At 41.1% G+C, this 18,248-nt stretch carries 15 protein-coding genes; 4 read left to right on the forward strand and 11 right to left on the reverse strand.

The window, feature by feature from the left end; all coding sequences use genetic code 11:
• Positions 1-7: 7 nt before the first annotated feature.
• From ACXX53_RS18140 to ACXX53_RS18160, 5 genes are all read right to left on the reverse strand, one after another.
• Positions 8-844: a carbohydrate ABC transporter permease gene (locus tag ACXX53_RS18140; RefSeq protein ID WP_458570095.1), complete on the reverse strand. Its 837-nt coding sequence runs from the start codon at positions 842-844 to the stop codon at positions 8-10.
• On the reverse strand, positions 841-1,731 hold the full coding sequence (locus tag ACXX53_RS18145) for a carbohydrate ABC transporter permease (RefSeq protein ID WP_458570096.1): 891 nt from the start codon (positions 1,729-1,731) through the stop codon (positions 841-843). The genes ACXX53_RS18140 and ACXX53_RS18145 overlap by 4 nt, the downstream gene beginning before the upstream one ends.
• A 95-nt stretch (positions 1,732-1,826) precedes the next feature.
• Positions 1,827-3,188: an ABC transporter substrate-binding protein gene (locus tag ACXX53_RS18150; protein WP_458570097.1), complete on the reverse strand. Its 1,362-nt coding sequence runs from the start codon at positions 3,186-3,188 to the stop codon at positions 1,827-1,829.
• Between the two features lie 117 nt (positions 3,189-3,305).
• Positions 3,306-4,919, reverse strand: a complete 1,614-nt coding sequence (locus ACXX53_RS18155; protein ID WP_458570098.1) for a response regulator transcription factor — start codon at positions 4,917-4,919, stop codon at positions 3,306-3,308.
• A complete protein-coding gene (locus tag ACXX53_RS18160) occupies positions 4,919-6,715 on the reverse strand; it encodes a cache domain-containing sensor histidine kinase (protein WP_458570099.1) in 1,797 nt (598 codons plus the stop codon). The genes ACXX53_RS18155 and ACXX53_RS18160 overlap by 1 nt, the downstream gene beginning before the upstream one ends.
• 349 nt (positions 6,716-7,064) lie before the next feature.
• On the opposite strand from ACXX53_RS18160, the gene guaD reads away from it, so the two are divergent.
• On the forward strand, positions 7,065-8,429 hold the full coding sequence (gene guaD / locus ACXX53_RS18165; RefSeq protein ID WP_458570100.1) for a guanine deaminase: 1,365 nt from the start codon (positions 7,065-7,067) through the stop codon (positions 8,427-8,429).
• Between the two features lie 42 nt (positions 8,430-8,471).
• Positions 8,472-9,824 (forward strand): uracil-xanthine permease family protein, encoded by a 1,353-nt coding sequence (locus ACXX53_RS18170; protein WP_458570101.1) that lies wholly within the window; start codon positions 8,472-8,474, stop codon positions 9,822-9,824.
• A 99-nt stretch (positions 9,825-9,923) separates the two neighbouring features.
• Here ACXX53_RS18170 and ACXX53_RS18175 read toward each other — a convergent pair whose 3' ends face one another.
• The 3 genes from ACXX53_RS18175 to ACXX53_RS18185 form a co-directional block, all read right to left on the reverse strand.
• Positions 9,924-10,709: a CPBP family intramembrane glutamic endopeptidase gene (locus ACXX53_RS18175; protein ID WP_458570102.1), complete on the reverse strand. Its 786-nt coding sequence runs from the start codon at positions 10,707-10,709 to the stop codon at positions 9,924-9,926.
• A gap of 2 nt (positions 10,710-10,711) precedes the next feature.
• A complete protein-coding gene (locus tag ACXX53_RS18180; RefSeq protein WP_458570103.1) occupies positions 10,712-11,293 on the reverse strand; it encodes a TetR/AcrR family transcriptional regulator in 582 nt (193 codons plus the stop codon).
• 467 nt (positions 11,294-11,760) lie between these two features.
• A complete protein-coding gene (locus ACXX53_RS18185; protein WP_458570104.1) occupies positions 11,761-12,189 on the reverse strand; it encodes an NUDIX hydrolase in 429 nt (142 codons plus the stop codon).
• Between the two features lie 452 nt (positions 12,190-12,641).
• On the opposite strand from ACXX53_RS18185, the gene ACXX53_RS18190 reads away from it, so the two are divergent.
• Positions 12,642-13,271, forward strand: a complete 630-nt coding sequence (locus ACXX53_RS18190; RefSeq protein ID WP_458570105.1) for a cupin domain-containing protein — start codon at positions 12,642-12,644, stop codon at positions 13,269-13,271.
• Between the two features lie 130 nt (positions 13,272-13,401).
• Complete coding sequence (locus tag ACXX53_RS18195; protein WP_458570106.1) at positions 13,402-13,899, forward strand: hypothetical protein; 498 nt, start codon at positions 13,402-13,404, stop codon at positions 13,897-13,899.
• A gap of 296 nt (positions 13,900-14,195) precedes the next feature.
• On the opposite strand, the gene ACXX53_RS18200 is transcribed toward ACXX53_RS18195, so the two are convergent.
• The 3 genes from ACXX53_RS18200 to ACXX53_RS18210 all read right to left on the reverse strand — a co-directional run bounded on the left by ACXX53_RS18200 (position 14,196) and on the right by ACXX53_RS18210 (position 17,938).
• Positions 14,196-14,339 (reverse strand): hypothetical protein, encoded by a 144-nt coding sequence (locus ACXX53_RS18200; RefSeq protein WP_458570107.1) that lies wholly within the window; start codon positions 14,337-14,339, stop codon positions 14,196-14,198.
• A 66-nt stretch (positions 14,340-14,405) separates the two neighbouring features.
• Positions 14,406-16,658 carry an ATP-binding protein gene (locus ACXX53_RS18205; RefSeq protein WP_458570108.1) on the reverse strand — a complete coding sequence of 751 codons (2,253 nt, stop codon included), beginning with the start codon at positions 16,656-16,658 and terminating at the stop codon, positions 14,406-14,408.
• A 2-nt stretch (positions 16,659-16,660) separates the two neighbouring features.
• Entirely contained in the window at positions 16,661-17,938 is a 1,278-nt protein-coding gene (locus tag ACXX53_RS18210; RefSeq protein ID WP_458570109.1) for a DNA methyltransferase, read from the reverse strand.
• Positions 17,939-18,248 lie beyond the last annotated feature (310 nt).

The raw sequence follows: 18,248 nt of genomic DNA on the forward strand, positions 1-18,248 counted from the left end.
CACGACCTCAGCTCTTCACCGCACCCGCTACAATACCTTTGAAAATGTACTTTGAAAATAGAAGGTAAATCACAAGTGTCGGCAGCATGACCAAAATAATCGCAGCGCTTAGATAATCCCAGCTTCCAAACTTCGAACTGCTAAAATACATCAAGGTCGTAGTTAACGTTCTTAGTTCGATTGCAGGCATATAAAGATATGGAACATACATATCGTTCATCACATCAACCGCTTTAATAATAGCCAATGTTGCAGTTGCCGGCAGCAGCAGAGGGAAGATCATCCTAAAGAAGACACCAAAGTACGAGCATCCATCAAGCATCGCACTCTCATCCAATTCTTTCGGAATACCATTGATAAACTGTGTATAAATATAGAGCTGGACCAGATTCGTTGCTGCATAGATCACGACCGGGGCCCAAATCGTATTATAAAGTCCAAGATTATTAATGATGGTAAAACGTGAAATCTCCGTAATCATACCGGGCATAATCATACCCGCTACAAAGAGAGCGAGAATGATCTTCTTCGCACGAAAATCAAAGCGATTAATGGCATAGGCGGTCGTTGTTCCTAACATTGCATTAATGACGACACTGACTGCAACAAGGAACATAGAGTTACCAAACCCCAACAAAAACTTTCCCTTATCCAGTACAACTTGGTAGTTATCGAAATCAAAGCTATTAGGCAGCTTTAGAGCAAATTCGGAGCCAATCTCCATCGCAGACTTAAATGAAGCGAACAACGTGATGAGCAAGGGTATAAAAATAACCAAGCAAATCATAATTAGAATGACATACACGGCGAGCTTCTTAACTGAGCTTGCTAATCGAAGTGTCATTCCTCACCAACTCCCTTCAGGTTGAACAGCTTGTTCTGTACACCATTCAGGACAATAATGAGAACTAACATGGTAACAGCCATCGCTGAAGCCATACCGAAGCTGCTAAATTTGAAGGCCGTCTCCAAAGTATATAAGGTGAATGTGCTGCTCGCATGACCTGGTCCGCCCTGTGTCATGATATACGGAATATCGAACACCTGTAGAGCCCCGACGACATTTAAGAATAAGATAACCTCCAGCACCTTTTTCACACCAGGAACGATTATATACCAGAAATTCTGGATGCTGTTCGCACCATCGATCTTAGCTGCCTCGAATTGATCCTGGGGAATGGATTGCAAGCCTGCCAGGAATAAGATGATATGGAAGCCTGAGAATCGCCATATCGATACAAACACTAAGCTGAGATTCACTACGGATTCATCTGTCAGCCAATTTTGTATGAGCGATTCTAGCCCAAACACTTCTAGAATGCCATTCAAGCCACCATTAATGGGACTATAGAAGAAGGCAAACATATACGAAATCGCAACCCCATTGATAATGTAAGGCATGAAGATAACGGCCTTGAAAAACTTGCTGGCTCGAATCTTACTGTCCAACACGACCGCAATCACTAATTCTAGTGGAATCATGATTAAATGGAAGACGAAGTAGATCCCGTTATTGCGAAGCGACAGCCATACATCTGGCGAATCGGTAAACATCTTAATGTAATTGTCGAAACCGATATAAACTTGTTCGGCAGCCACTCCATTCCAATCGGTAAAGCTCATTCTGACAAGCTCGAATAGCGGGTAAAGCACAAACAGCAACAGCAGCAATACAGGAATAAATAAAAAAGTGAATAACAGTATGTTTTTTTGCATAGAAATCGTCTTCATGTCTGCCCCTCCATCCCATTTATATATAAGGAAAGTGGCTAGTCTAAACGGTAGCCACCTTCCATTCATTGCTCAACATTCAATTGAGACTTATTTTATTTGGAACGGGCTTTTTTCCAGCTGTTATTCATTTCCTGCATCATCTTATCGAATTCCTTGCCTGCCATCATGTCCTGCCCCATCTTCTTCACATCAAACTTAATCGCCGATTCAATCTTCTTGTACTCCTCACTGCCGCCTTTATAAGTCACATAATTCAGATTAGGGATGTCAAAAGCACCAGCGAACGTTGAACCTAAATCAATCTTAACATCCTTCACCGTCGATTGAAGTTGAGCTTCGGTCATATATTTTGGATACCAAGCATCACTGAAGAACCAGTTCAGGAATTCTTTCGCTTCCTCAGGATGCTTCGACGTTTTCGGAATCGTATAGAACGTATCTACCATCGAAATCGTATTAAATGGCTGATCTACTGAGTCACGAACCGGCAACAAGAAGGCGCCTATATCATTCATATCCACATCCGTCATCGATTTCAGATCACTGCCGAACCATTGACCAAGAGCGATCATCGCCGCCTGCTTGGAACCAAACATCAGCTTGGATTGATCAAAGCCAACACCGAGTGGATCAGGACCCATTACCTTTGCATCGTACAGTTCCTGAATTTTCACATATGAATCATAGAAACCCTGGCCCTTCGTAAAAGGCTCATCCATCGTCGCCATCGTTGACCAGTAATCCCCGTCGTTTGCTACTAGAGCAGGCATAAATTCGTTGAAAGGATAGTTCGGCCAAGCGTCTTTGCCGCCCATTGCAATCGGAATATATTTGCCGCCGTCTTTGATCGTTTTAGCAGCAGTTACAAACTCTCCCCAAGTCTTCGGAATCTCAATTCCGTATTCCTGGAATATACTCTTGCGATACCAGACAAACTCATTGAATTGGCTTTCTGGCACGCCAAGAATATGATCATCCACCTTGAAATCAGCTGCGAATATATTGTTTTGGGCTGCCGTTAAGTCATCCAGAGGCAAGATATTATCCTTGAAATTAATCAACCATGAAGATTTCAGCGGCATAATATCCGGCAATTCTTTCGCTGCGTTCCGGATCTTCATCGTATTTTCATACTCTGTATCCTTTAACAGCTCCAATTCGATGGTGACATTGGGGTGAACCTTTTTGTATTCGTTTACAAGATCCAGCTTAGTAAGCAAATCCTCCGTAATCGTTGACCAGATTGGAAATTTCAAAGTAACAGGCTCTTCCTTTTTGGGTTCTGGCTGTTTGGTTTCTTGCTTTGCTTCCTGCTTGGTCTCTGTCTGAGCAGACTGTCCTTCATTGGTTGAGTTTCCCTTAGATGATGAACAACCAGAAAAAAATGGTACCATTAAAGCTGCGATCATGATCATGCACAATATACGTGTTACACGAGGTCGAGCTTGATGCATCTAACATTCCCCCTATACTTATTGGATGCAGGCTATGTTCATCTGCTGGTTCTATCATAGCCTTTACGATAAGAGGCCAGAATGATAAAACATTCGAAATCATGATATAGTTTTGGGCTATTTAGACACCGATCTCATGAACGTATACGGACTCATTCCCGTTATCTTCTTAAATACCCGGCTAAAGTGCTCCGTACTTGCATACCCCGTTCGCTCTGCAATCTCATAGATCTTTAAATAAGGCTCTTTCTTCATGCTTTCCATTGCCTTTTCCATGCGTACCTTAGTTACGAACTCTTTAAAAGTCTCTCCTACCGCTTTGGAGAACAACGTACTGAAATGACTCTCACTTAAATGCACAATTTCGCTTACTTTCCCAAGTGTAATTTCTTCACGATAATGCTCCTTAATATACGCTTGTGCGATGGCTACAACCCGATTCATCTGACTTGCCCTCTTATCTGCCTCTTGAAGCAGCTGTTGAACCAAGCTTGAAATTCTGGCCTGCAAGCTATCGGCGGAGTCCATCTGCCAAGCCACTTGATAGACGTCCTCTATCTGATTTATATCCTGGTTATGTACATAACCGTTATCATTCATGAACTTCACTAATATCATGAGGAGTTCCATATATCGGGCACGCAGCACCTCATTTCCCATAGAGGCAGAACGCTTAATACGCGCAAACATATGGTCTAGCTCTTGCAGCACCGTTTGCTCTTCGCCCTCCTTCAATGCATCCAGCAAGGCTTTCTCTTTTCCGATCAAGGTCTCTCCCGACTGCGTCAAGAATTGTTTAGCATCCTCAGGGTAAATGATTCGATGTTTGTTAATGACAAAGCGCAGATCGGCATGTTTTCGAGCTTGAAGATAACACGCCGGGAGCTGCTTCAACTCCTCGCAAAGCTCACTAACTCCTATCGTGACTTGAATATTGATGTATTCCTTCAATACAAATATGATCTGATCCAGGATCTGCGAGATACACTGCCGAACATACATTAAACTGCTCGTTCGAAACGATAACAGCACCGCGTACTCATACGGATTGCAGCTGATGACTTCGCCCGTTCCCGCCTCTGTTAGCACCTGATCAATAGACTTTAGAACGGAACCTACAAACTCCCCAATAGACGAACCATACCGCTCCTGTACCTGAGCAAAGCCCTCTACTCGAATCATGGAGACTGTAATATTAGACCATTCCAACCGCATGTTCAGATCCTCCAGCATTGAAGGTTCCAACTGAGGATTCACGCCGATCTCAAGCCATTCCCGAATCGTTTGCTGTTTCAGCCGGATCCGTTCGCCCTTATGGATTTCCCTCGACTGCTCTGACATCGACTGTTCAACTTCACAGTTATGCTTGATCCGATTCAAGAGATCCAGTACAACATTCGGATCCATCTCCGATTTCAGAATATAGTCATGTACCCCCTTCTTGAATGCCTTCCTGACAAATTCATAATCATCGTACGCACTTAAAATGACGACATGCGGAGCAGCTCCATTCAACTGATTAAGCTCATCAATAAGCTCTAAGCCATCCATCACCGGCATCTTCAGATCCGTAATCACAATGTCGATCTCTTGATGTTCCTTTATATACTGAAGTGCTTGATAACCATTGCTCGCTTCATACACAATTCGATATCCGTTCGATTCCCAGTCAATTAGAGTAGATAATGCCAATCTCATAATCGTCTCATCTTCGACTATCATTACATTCATCATACGGCCCGTCCTTTCAATGAAAGTTCATGTTCAAGTGGAAGCAGAATCGTAACGATAGTACCTCTACCTAGCTCACTATCAATCTCCAAACCGTACGGATGACCATAATTAAGCTCCAATCGTTTCAACACATTATGTACACCTAACCCACTGAAATTGCCGCGCTGGAGCTTCTCACCCTGCTGCAGCAATCCCCTAACTTGTTCTTCCGTCATTCCTTTACCATAATCCGTGATGGTAAAACATACGCCAAGCTCATGACGAATCGCCTTTACCTCAATGAGTTCGTTCATATCTTGCTGATCCAATCCATGAAATATCGCATTCTCTAGAATCGGCTGCAGCAGCATCTTAGGCATGCTGTAGTCCAAGAGCGTGTCATCGATATTAAACTGGATATTAAGCTTACCTCCATAACGAACCTGCATAATATGCACGTATGACTCTAGTACTTTGATCTCTTGGCCAATCGGTGCCAGCGAGTTCGGTTCACGGAATACATGAATCAGCAGGGCGGACAGGCTGTCAATAATTTTGCGTATATTGTCTGTCTTCGCGATCATGGCCATAAGGCGAACGGAATTCAATGTATTTGATAAGAAATGAGGATTAATCTGTGACTGCAAAGCTTCGATCTCAGCCTGGCTGCGCGCTCGTTCCTTCGAATCACGCTCTGCAATCAGATCTCTGATTTGAGAAACCATGCGATTGAAGGAATAGCCTAGTCGCTTAACCTCGCCTCTTCCGTCTGCCTTCACCTCAGTTAGAAAATCCCCTTTCTCCACCTTTCTCATCGCTACAATGAGATTCTGCAGCGGCCTAAGGATGTCTTGAAAAAACCATAGTAGAAATAGGATGAAAAAAGCGAAGCTGCCGAACAGGAACATGACGGACATCTTTAAGAATTGATCCGCATCCCTCGTAACCATGCTCTCATCTAATATATTGACGATGCTCCAATCGGTCTTCTCAAACGAATACAGCTTAAGAAGCTTGTTTTCACCGTTTATCTGTACATAAGAATAATCATCATCTCGATCATGAGATGGCTTCTGCACCATCTTGGATAGCTCCATCATAATTTCGGGATCTACCTTATCGTGATTGTTCTGATTCACGATTCGATTACCGTTACGATCAATAATGAATTGCTTAATTTCAGGATTAGATTGAATGAAATCTGGAAGTGAGGCGTGCGTCGTCAAATAGACCATCTCAACCTCTGTTTCCAAAGATCGATCCGGATGAAGTAGAAAAGTAAACATGTCCTGTTGATCTGAAGTAATGCCGTTCAAGCTATCGACAATAACTGTTGTTCCATTGCTGCTCCTTAGTGCCTCTTGATACCATGGCAGATTGCGAATGGAGGAATCGGAAATAGCAGGCGGATTCTTAAAATAATAGTAACCCCCGTCCTTTAACGTAAAGATAACGCTTACAATTTCATTGCTGTAATTCGAAATAATATTTAAGTAGGCATCGATATCACGCGCAATTTGAATCTTCTCTACTGAAGACGCGCTGTTGCTCCACTCTGAGACGGCATCCAATATCACATGGTCGCTCACATTCGCGATCGTAGCAATTGTAAGTGAAGCTCGTTTCAACTCCGCGTTCATACTGTTAGATGCTATATCGAGCTGTTGGTCAATCTGATCCATTGACCTTTGAATCAACGAGGTTGAATAGTATTTATAGAATATGGTGATAAACAACATGAATGGAATAATAATAATCAATACAAAAGCTCCAATAAAATGCTTCGTAATCCCTAGTTCTCTCTGTCTAAACATGGATACCCTCCATACTTGGATATGGCATATGAGATGTACTAACTAGCGATAATATAAAAAAAGATCACCTTCAATAGCATACTAGAGCAGGCGATCTACTTCGTTAACTAACAGTGTAAAGATTGAAAAAGACAAATTTAATGATATTTCTTGTTGTTATATGATATTTCTTCTCTATTAAACCTAAATATTCCTTCCAAAAGCTAGATTATTTCATGTTAAAGGTATGGCATATACTATTTCTATGACAAAAACTTACAATCATTCGTCTTTTTTGGTATAGACATCAATTTTCATCGAGACTATAATAACAAATATGGTTTAAAAGACGAACATTAGGGTGGTATCCATGTATAAATATAAAGAAATTTTCCTAGGCACTGCTTTTTCAAGCAAATCCCCTAAAGAAATCCAAATATTAAAAGACCATCTTTTTTGTATCAATAGTGACGGGATGATTGAAAAAATCGTTGCACCGGAACATTCCGACTATCAACCTTTGCTAGATACTTATCAAGGTAAACACAACTTTCATCCATTAGCTGAAGGTCAGTATTTCTTGCCTGGTTTTATCGACTTGCATGTTCACGCGCCGCAATGGGCTCAATCTGGAACCGCATTAGACATTCCACTCTATGATTGGTTGAATACCTATACCTTCCCACTCGAGTCTAAATTCTCGGATCTGAATTTTGCACAAAAGGTCTACGACGATTTAGTAAGCACCTTACTCGCAAACGGGACAACGACAGCACTTTATTTTGCAACCGTACATAAAGAAGCAAGTTTATTATTAGCTGAAATATGTGCTGATAAAGGCCAACGTGGATTAGTTGGGAAAGTGGTCATGGATGATCCACAGCAAAATCCAGAATACTATCGCGACACGGACACACATACGGCACTAGCGGATACGGAAGAATTCATTCTAGCTGTACGAGAATTAGCCAAATCCACTAAACAAGGCGTTTATCCCGTAGTGACACCGAGATTCATTCCAAGCTGTACAGACGATGCTTTAAACGGTTTAGGAGAGCTAGCAGCTAAATATGATACATATATTCAATCCCACTGCAGCGAAAGTGACTGGGCACACGGTTATGTAAAGGATCGATTCGATAAGAACGATGCCTTTGCCTTGCATGATTTCGGTCTATTGCGTGATAAATCTGTAATGGCACATTGTAATTTCCTAGATGATCATGATGTGGATTTGTTTGCTGAAACAGGAACGGCTATTGCTCATTGTCCAATATCAAATGCGTATTTTGCCAATAGCGTCATCCCAATCGCTCACTTCCATTCCAAAGGTGTCGAGATCGGTTTAGGGTCTGATATTTCTGGTGGTTATTCACCTAGTCTTTTCGATAACATCAGACAAGCTGTCATATCCTCCAGAATGCTAGAAGATGGTGTTAATGCCTCCCTTCCTGCCAAAGACCGTGGCGTACCCGGATCACGCCTTACGATTGATGAAGCATTCTATCTTGCTACTGCTGGCGGCGGAGAAGGTTTAAGCTTGCCAATCGGTCGTATTCAAGAAAATTATGCATGGGATATGCAAATCATCGATACGAAATGTCCATCCGCCAAGTTGCCAATTTTTAATGAGAATGAAGATTTACATGATGTTTTTCAAAAAATCATGTACCTTGCAAGGCCTGAGCATATCCGCGAAGTCTGGGTACAGGGCAATAAAGTTCATTCACGTTAGGAATAGAAATAACTACAAAAACTTCGAGGTGCGCATCTTAGAATGAAAACACAAGCAGACAAGCAAGATCAAGCTCAAGTGAAGTCGCAACATCTAACGGTCTTACCCGATGAAAAAATCTCATTCGGTAAGTCCGCTCTTCTAGGTTTACAACATGTATTGGCCATGGACGTTTATGTGGTGCCTTTCCTCATAGCGATGCTAATCGGTTTACAAGCCGATCAATCAAATGCTTTGATTCAAGCTACTTTTATTGCTGCTGGGCTTGCAACGATAGTGCAAACTTATTTCTGTATGAAACTGCCTATCGCCCAAGGTCCTTCTTATGTTCCGCTAGGCGCCATCATCACGATTTATGCAGCAAGCGGCGGCGGGGAAGCAGGTTGGAGTTCCGTGCTCGGGGCCAGCTTAATTGGTGCGATCTTAATGATTATTTTGGGCTATACGGGAATTTTCAATAAAATTGTTAAATCGTTTATCCCACCCATTGTAGGCGGTACGATCATTTTCATTGTAGGTCTTTCTTTATTGCCGGTTGCGATCAGAGACAATATTTATGCAGCCACCGACGCTACTATTAATCAAAACGTATTATTAGCCCTTATTTCCGGTTCTGTGCTCATTCTTTTCGTGATCCTGGGCTCTTTGTTCCGTAATAAAGGATCGCTATTCCGAATTATGTCTGTGATGGTCGCATTGATTACCGGATGTGTTGCTGCAAAATTTATGGGTATCTTAGATTTCACGGCTGTAGAAAGCGCAAAGTGGTTTAGTATGCCTAAGATTCCTTTTGCTGATTTCAGCTTTTCTTTTAACTTTTCTGCCATTATCACAATGGTCATTATTTATCTCGTACTGCTAGCTGAAACAACAGGTACTTGGTTTGCCGTTAGCAACGTAATCGATAAACCGTTAACCGATAAAAATATTAACCAAGGTGTTATTGGAGAAGGAATTAGCTGCCTTATTTCTTCTCTTCTCGGATCAACTCCTGTAACAGGCTATTCCACAAATGCAGGTATTATTTCTATCACAGGCATTGCGAGCCGCCGAGTCTTTCTGTCTGTAGGAGCATGGTTTATCGTCTTCGGTTTCTCAGGCAAATTAGCTGCTTTAATATCTTCGATTCCAACCGCTGTTATCGGTGGCGTATTCGCTATCATATGCGGCATCATCGCGATTAACGGTATACAAGTGATGAAAAATGAAACCATTGGCGAAAAAGAGATGTATATTATTGCTGTACCGATGATCATAACCTTAGCGTTAGTACTCATTCCTAAAGATTACTTGAATTCTTTACCGACTTTCGTACAATATTTGCTCGGTTCGCCTATTTTACCGTCTGCCATTGCAGCCATAGCATTGAATAAAATATTGCCAAGCGGTAAATAAGCAGGCTTTCATAAAAAGCTGCAAACAATTAGAACTTCATATATAAACGACAAAAACCCTTGTATACCAAGGGTTTTGTCACTTCTATGGAGCTTACTACTAAAAGTAAGTCACTTTTTTTATTTTGGCTAGGGCTTCGCCGGCGCCGTTCAAGGCCGTGCCGTGTTTCCACAAACCGACAGTGTAGACCAACATAATCAACACCTGAGCCGAAATCACGGCCAGCGCCGTCCAGTCGAGGGCAAGCTCCGTGCTGAAAGAGATGAAATTATGGACAGCATGCCACACAATGCCGATCCAAAGGCTGCGGGTAATGCTGACGATGAGTGCAAGCGCAAGGCCGACGAGAAAAGCAAAAGCGATCTGCAACAGCACTTCGACCGGCTGTGTCCCGCTCAGGGCGTTGGCGGCATGCAGCACGCCAAAGATTAGGGACGAGCCGATAACGGCCTGCTTTCGGCTTTTTCCCAACAGGAAAGAGAAGGCCAGGCCTCGAAAATAAAGCTCCTCGTTGAAGCCAACAACGACGGTGAACAGAGCCAGTGCCGCATATTCGGCTCCCGGACGGGTAAACGCGGGGCCGTAAACGGCAAGCGGAATCGCCTCCACCAGCAGCAACGGCACACAAAGCCAGACGGAGCGCATGCTGCCGGATGCAGGCCGGCGGAAACCAGCCTCGCTGGCCGAGAGGCCAGAGCGGCGCAGCAAAAATAGGCCCGCCAAAATGGACAATACCACGGATGTTGCCATGACGAGATAAGCGGGGACTTCCGCCAATTCGGCAATTTGGGCGGTCGCGGAACCGACAGCGGTAAGAATAGTGCAGATCAACGCCGCGATGACGGCGGCGATGTAAGGATGGTTGCGGATGAAAGTCACGGACATGGTTAAAGCTCCTCGCCTTCTTTTTTGAGTGTAACCAACAAACCTTTAAACATGCTGTTCAATACGGCCTGCGCCTCCTCGTCGTCCATCGTGCTGCTGTTTGTTGCGACCAGTGAGGCGATGCCGTGCGTCGTAAACCAGATGCCGGCATACAACTTGCGCGCTTGGTCGACCGAAAGGCCGGTTATGCTTCCGATCATTGCAATAACCTGGTCGTCGCCCTCGGTTGTGCCGGTGATATCCGCCACCTTCTCCTGCCGAAGCCGGCCAGACATAAACAGAAGCTGGAACAGCTTTTTTTCCGTTCGTGCAAACCGGATGTAAGCAAGGCCCATCGCCAGAAATCCGTTACCGCCGCTCTGCATCGCCGTCAGCATCGCCGCGTTGTACAGATGTTCGGCATAAGCGTAGATTGCTTCCCTCAGTTCCTCCATTGAAGAAAAATGACTGAAGATAGGCTGGGTGGAGGTGCCGAGCCTTTTTGCGACGTTGCGTGCGTTGACAGCATCTATTCCCTCTTCGCGTACCAGCCCGAGTGCCGCTTCCAGAACGATGTCGCGCGTCACTTTCGGCTTCGGGGGCATAAGAATTCCTCCTCAGCAATAATATAACAACAGTTATATTACATATATTATATTTTATGTATTATTTTATCAATATTTTTTTATAGGCTACAGGATGTGGCTTGGGAAAATCATAATCGGCTTGTAAATGAGAAAATGACCTGGCGAATCGGCTTATCCGCAAACATCCACATCCCCCTCCTTTCTCACACAAAGCGAAAAGCCACCAACCGGATTACTTGGTTGATGGCTTTTTTTGTACGACTATGGAGGCGAGGGGAGTCGAACCCCCTTACTCATGTATTGACACTACCGCCACCACTACATGTTTTTTAGAATTGCCTGAGTCCACCATTAGAGAACGCCTTTGGCCATTTATATATCCAAGAACCGGCCTATCGGACTCTTTACTAAACATAGTATTAAAAAAACGCGATCTGTTAGCCGCTTCAGCTCCATAAAATAAATCCTCCTGCTATATTCGTATCTTATCCAAGGATAGAATCAATATCTAGCAAGGAAAACACATTATTTTTCTCGAAATCACGAATGATTTCCGGAGTCAAAAGTAACTTTAGCTGGTCTTGTGTTGACCATCGGTAATCCGTGTGTTCCTCTGAGAGAACAACATTTTGATGCGTACTGTGGCATAAATAGGTGAGAATGACGACCTGTCTTGTTGCACCTATTAGGAAAGTAGTGGCATATAACAGCTTCTCAACCGTTACGTCTAAACCAGCTTCCTCCTTAATTTCTCGTACTAATGCCGGTTCTAGATCTTCTCCGAACTCTACTTTTCCCCCAACACACTCCCAAGTCCCACCGCCAATTTCATCATCAGCAGCTCGTTGTACAATTAATATCTTGTCCTCATTTAGGATAACCCCTTTAACGACGACATCCATTCTATGTGTCATGTTATGCACCAGTCCAATCGTGGAGAATGTATATCATGTTGAAAACCTATATGCTGCATTATAACGCTTTTTAATGGAGTTGTTGGGAACATTTTGTAATTAACATCGTACATTTCTCTGAAGGAGTTGATCTCATGTTTATTTGCATTTTACTGTTTGGAGTTGCTATCATCGCTTTCGGTTTGTACGCTATTAGAAATCCCGAATCTTGGGTGTTCAAGAGAATTGGTGATGATTCTGAACCAAGTGATGACTATTCATCATCTATCAGATTTAGAGGGAAAATAATCATAGGATTTGGCTCAATCGTTATTTTGTTGGGTACACAACATCTTTTCGTGTAAATTGTCCTTTGCTGAAATAAACGAACACCCAGCTCCTTGTTTGTGCATAACCTGCCTATAAAGGTCAATTGTAGCCTTGTGACCAGATAAAGAGGTGAGCTGATACAAATGGTTTCAAATATTGATTATACCTCCCCATCAACTCAATTCACGTTCGACGTCAATACAAGTCCCTTGTTCAGGAAAGATAATCAAAACTATATTAACGTATTAGGTGTAGAACAGCTGAATACACTCGATAACGTGTCTCTTCTGGACATTTTCCTAAGTACTAATAATGTTGTTGAGCCGCACTATCACCAGAATGCCGCTGAGCTTGTGTACTGTATCTCTGGTGCGGCGGTTGTGTCGATGCTGAACCCTTTTACCAAACAAATTCAAGATTACCCGATCACTCCTGGACAGGTGGCAAACGTTCCGCAAGGCTGGTGGCACTATGAGATCGCTACCGTTGACAATACGCATCTCTTGGCTATATTCAACGCTCCGACTCCAGAGGTGATTCTAGGTTCGGACATATTGAAATTTACTCCTCCCCATATCATGGCGCATACCTATTGTATGGATGAACATCTATGGAAGCAAGTCATCGCACCTGTTCAACCCACAACCTATATAGGCCCATATAGTTACTGCAGCAAGATGGAGCAATATATGCCGCATCATCATGCGTATAACCAGTATCAACAGATGCAGCAACCTCAGAGCAATTATCCCCCTCCGTATTACCAATATTAAAGACAACATGTTTAAGGGGAGATGAAGTCATTCATCTCTCTTTTTTGAGGGGTTTGAATCAAAGAATGATTGTATGTGTTTGAAATTCAGGCTATGATTTCATAATACATATCGGTAGAGGTGTAACCCCATGGATGTACAAGAATTGAACAGGCATTTAGTTAACATCGTCCAAGAATACGGCTCAAAATGGAACAGCATTGAAGATCGCATCTATAAGCAGCATGAACAAGAAGAGGCCGAATTAAGAGAACAATATACAGGTGATGAATATCATTATGCCAAACGAACAGATTGGCACGAGGAATTCTCGGGGTTGATCAGTCCTATTTTTGATGAATACTGTACCGATAAAAAGAAGGTCTATGGCGGCAAAAGCAGACAGAGCTTTGGTTTTCCGGACCCGCATGTCGAGCAAATTCCGGCGCGAAGTCTCTACTCTACGCTACAGTGTGAGGGGGTAGCATTACTGCAAATCAGTAAATTCTCAGTCATAAAGTACAGATATAGATTTATTAAATGCCCTTTCTTATTCAGCCAATCTAAAGTGGAACAAGCTCTCCTTTTTATAGGAATTCCTATTTATTTTATTAGCCTCAGTACAAAAGCAAGAAGACTAACAGTTTAACGCTATTTTAGCAATCAGTCGATGCCACTTCCCAACCTACTTATTCCACTTCCCAAATAAAAATCAAAAGCGGCTCCCCATCAGAGAAAGCCGCCTAAGCCAAGAAGATCTAGTGCGTGAATAAGGAACGATAACCTGCGTCCGATCTTATTGTTTTTGGATCAACAACTATACATTCGCGCCATTTGCAAGCCGTCTTTGAGTCCAGCATAGTACATCCGTTCCATTGCAATAGTATACCGATGGTTCAGCGTTTCTTCCCATTCGAGAACGAGCAGAAACTGCATCGGTGTAATCTATTGCTTTAACTGTTGCTCGACTTCAGACTGTTTTTGGTGTAACAGAACAATTTCATTAAGCTTACTGATTATCCTAGCTAAATCAATAAACCGCTCATCGAGCGCGGGCTTCATCCAATCTTGCAATGGCTGCTGTGACAAAGAAATCCCCTCCCAAGGTAAATTGTTGTTGATGTTACCTTGGGAGGGGGAAGATGGCAATATCAATTAAATAATTCCTTGATCACTTAATAAGTTTGACAATGTGTGTAAAGGTAAAATAATATCGTTAGCGACTTCAAGAGCCAGGCCCTTATCAATTTTTGAAGGATTATGGGTTAACGAATGTAGAAACTTATCATAATTCTCATTAGCAAATTTAACGTTCACGCCTACTAAAAAGTTGTTTAATGCATAATGCCCTTTGAATACCTTTTTCACTTCGAGTTTCTTGCTCTCTAGCGGATCATTTCTTCTTATGTTTAATACAGACTGAATATCAGATAACATACCTGTAATATTATCTTTGAACTCACTATTAAGGGTTAGTAGTGGCCTTTTAGAATAGTATTTCTTGACTATCTCTTCGAGAATAGCACGGAAAGAAATGACATAAAGTAGATACTTTTCATCATATTTCAAACCTACTAATTGCTTAACTAAACCACTAATATCTCTTAAATCAATGGTACCGTTGAAATGATTGCTAGTTGTGAAGAAATCATCATCATTGATCATGCCTGTAACTTTTCTCTTTTGGACCTTTATTAATAAGGTTTCTTTTAAATCCCCATGATAGTAATCAATACTATATTCGCCATGCGAATTGTCGTGTGAAAACACATTATCAACAATTGAGCAAGCGCTACGTGGTATTATCCTTAAACCATTTGTATATGTTAAATTAATAATAGTTGGATCTAATAAATAACAATTTTCCCCTTGAGAAATAGTGATTTGGGGAATTTTTAATATTTTATTTTCCTCTTCTTCATTTGGGGTAGCTTGGCCTTGACCCCCTTGGCCTTGACTCCCTTGGCCCTGACCTCCTTGGCCTTGACCTCCTTGGCCTTGACTCCCTTGGCCTTGACCTCCTTGGCCCTGACCTCCTTGGCCTTGACCTCCTTGGCCCTGACCTCCTTGGCCTTGACCTCCTTGGCCTTGACCTCCTTGGCCTTGACCTCCTTGGCCTTGACCTCCTTGGCCTTGACCTCCTTGGCCTTGACCTCCTTGGCCTTGACCTCCATTACTGGTGTGAATGAAACAATTGTTTTTAATCGCATAATCTATATTGATTGTGATGTACAGAATATATATGTATAAGATATCCATAAATTTGTGGTAGTTGATGTTCTCAATGAATCCACCACGTTCATTCGATATCATAAGGCTAGAATCCAGTTCATTGAATTGATCAAAATTCACATAGCCATATACATTATGTTGCCTAAAGTTATTATTCTTCTTAACTTGGCTAACATTGGTTAGTTGAAGCCAATCATTATTTTTATTCAAGTAGTTATATAAAGCAAATTTATTAACATACAGACGAATCCCACTTTCAAATTTGTGAAATTTTTCGCTTCTACGATCACGTTTCATAAACCATTTACCTTCAAAATTTGGGACAGATATCTCCTTACGTTCTACTAATCCGTTCGTTAAAAAGTCCTCAAAAGACAGTCCAATTGGCTTAATTGAGTACACTTTTTTTAAAATATCGTTCACATCAACTGAATTACCTATTTCAATCGCCAGCTCGGTATTCTTAACCCTAGCATCGTCTACATCATATTTATATTTTAATGTATTCGTTCCATGTTCGTATCTAAATGAAACAACTGCATTAAACTCTTCTTTAAAGTCATTAATGTTTTCGACATCCAAATCAAATCGAACTCCATCTTTAATCACTATTACTTTTGGCACTGTCGGTTTCTCTTGAAAGTTATATAATGAGATATGTTTAAACTTACTTGACTCTTTTTCTGAACTCAATAAAAGAATATTATCTTCTTCAACTCCAGAAATCAGTATCTCTGTTCCTAATGTGTAGTTTTCATCATCAACCTGCGTATAGTAGTACTTCTTTTCACCCTTTGACCATTCAAAATAATATTTTTGTCCCTGGGTGTTCTGTGACTTCACTTCAATTTTGTCTCCTAAGGAAAACATAGAATAGAACGCAAGACCCTTACTTCCTAGTAACATTTCCCCATTTTTGTTATAAAGATAATTGTCTCTCTTTTTACTAGACGAAGCTATATTTCCAATATTTAATATGTCATCAATCGTAAAACCGTCACCATTATCAATTACCTTTATCGTGTTTTTCAATGTATCAATATGAACTGTAACCGATTTTGCGTTTGCATCTACACCATTTTTAATTAATTCAGAAAGCACGACAAAAGGGCTTGTTACATTCCCAATAACCTCGACTACTTTCTCCTCTTCTACTCTAATTTCGACACTATTCATCTTTACTTCCCTCCTTTTCTAAGTATCAGTACTGTTTCAGCATTCATAGACTGGACTGGGCCTATGTTATTTACATGAGAAACTCTAGCGGGCATCCTCTTTCGAGAAATATTCCTCACAAGCTCGGCCTCCAATTCTAAGCCGTTATTAATACAGAACTCTTTAGTAATTTCATCTAACTTTATCTCCTTGTCATCAACTCTCCTATTTCCTAATGTCAATACCATTAAATGTCCCGACTTAAGAACACGTATCATATTGCATATTGCATTAAAGTAATCATTGAAGAAGTTCTTGATTTTCTTTTGCTTATCTATACTAATTCCTTTAAGAATATTGACTAGAGTCACCGATGGAATGAACTCAGACTTGGAAATACTCGGATCTATTCTCCCTCCTAGACTTAAGGTGTCAATAGCCGAAAAATTCCTCATTAATTGGTCATTGGATATATTTAAATCTTTCTGATCTATCCAAAGCAAACTTAATATAGAAAACTGCCCATATGTCACTGTAGTCCCGTTATCACCATATGGAGGGGACGTACAAATAAAATCAATACTTTCAGGCTCCATTTTTATCATTTCCTCCAATGAATCCCCTTGTACTAACAACGTGTTGTTTGACTTTTCTGATTCAAAAGAGTTAATATTAGCCTCTACAGAATTAACAAAATCATTAATTGCATTGTTTTCCATCTTTTCGATTTTGCCTTCTTCTTTAATATGCAATTTAAACGTTGAACTTCTTGTATTGCTATATTTTCTGATAAGGTCGCACATACATGTCCAGTAATACTCTCTATTTCTCTTATCTTTTTCTTCAATAATACTTTTTCTAATAACCGATAAATCACATATCACATCTTTTCTAAACCACTTATCAATTTTTTCAAAAGAGTGTACTTCTACACCTTCTTCTTTGTATTTCTTTATATTTAAAAAGAGCTCCTCATTACAATTGTAAATAGTATCTTTATTAATTCCTTGTAGCTTGACTTTTGTAATTAAGTTAGCGAGTGGATTTATATCAATTCCAATCAAATCCAGCCCAAAACGATTCCCTTCTACTAGCGTAGTGCCTGAACCATGAAAGGGGTCAAATATATTAGATATATTTCCTTCCATAGTGATAATATCCTCAATCAATTTATGTTGCATTGGGGCAACCATCATTGCAGGATAGCTAGCTATTTTATGAATTCCATCTCTTTTAATTTTCTCAAAGTTCCAATATTTTTCCCCATAACTTTCCAACTTCTGCTGTAAGTTTGTTTTCATAGTCGCACTTCCCATTATATTTTTGCTTATAGCTCCCCATTACGAAGTAACTGATTCTAAAATACAACATAATTTTACACAGCTCTTTTTATGATATCACATTCTAATGTTGAATACAGTCGAATAACGCCAGCCTTAATTTAAATTCAATCATAAAGACACTTCTTCTAATTAGCCTAGTTCTTCTCGAAATGATGGTGCCACCTAAAGACATTACACTCTCTCAGGTATTTATATAAACTAAAAAAGCATAAGCAACTCTCACTATATGCTTCTTCGATAAATGACCTTGTAAATGGAGCTTTTTTCT

Source organism: Paenibacillus marinisediminis, from assembly GCF_054343325.1.